At 50.7% G+C, this 672-nt stretch carries 1 pseudogene; it reads left to right on the top strand.

The annotated features are described in order from the left end of the window. A pseudogene (locus R7Z77_RS25905) lies at positions 1-672 on the top strand (divalent metal cation transporter); the annotation flags it as partial.

Raw genomic sequence — 672 nt, 5'->3', positions numbered from 1 at the left:
GCTGCTTGCTGTTGCAATTGCGTTTGGTAACCCAGTGGAACCCGTCGCGAACTTTGAATCGCCTTCCCCTTGGTCAATTGCGGCAATTGGTTTCATCGTGGTTACGATGGGGTGGATGCCAGCACCAATTGAGATTTCGTGTTTAACCTCAGCGTGGCTAAAGCGCCAGTCGAGTCAGCAAGAAGTAACACCACGCTCTGCTCTGTTTGACTTCAACGTTGGCTACATCGGTACAGCAGTTTTGGCGCTAGTGTTTGTTTCGCTCGGTGCATTAATGCTGCACGGTTCTGGAATTGAACTGAAGAGCTCCGGGGTTGGCTTTTCGCATCAGTTGGTTGGCTTGTACGCTTCGACCATCGGGGAATGGTCACGTTACTTAATCGCGGTGATCGCTTTCTTCTGTATTTTCGGCAGCACGATTACTGTTATTGACGGTTACTCGCGCGTAATTGCCGACTCACAACGCCTGTTGCGTTCTCAAGCGGAAACCAATCCAAAAGCAACGTCAGCGATTATGTTGGCGGTATCATTGCTGGCGCTAGGTATCGTCGTATTCTGGGCATCGGCACTGCTACCTATGCTCGACTTCGCGATGGTTCTGGCGTTTATGACGACACCATTCTTCGCGCTACTGAACTACATCTTAGTGAGCAAAACGGACTTGCCGGAACC

Source organism: Vibrio sp. 1401, from assembly GCF_033340295.1.
Note: the sequence above shows the minus strand (reverse complement) of the source record. Positions and strands in the feature narration are given on the sequence as shown.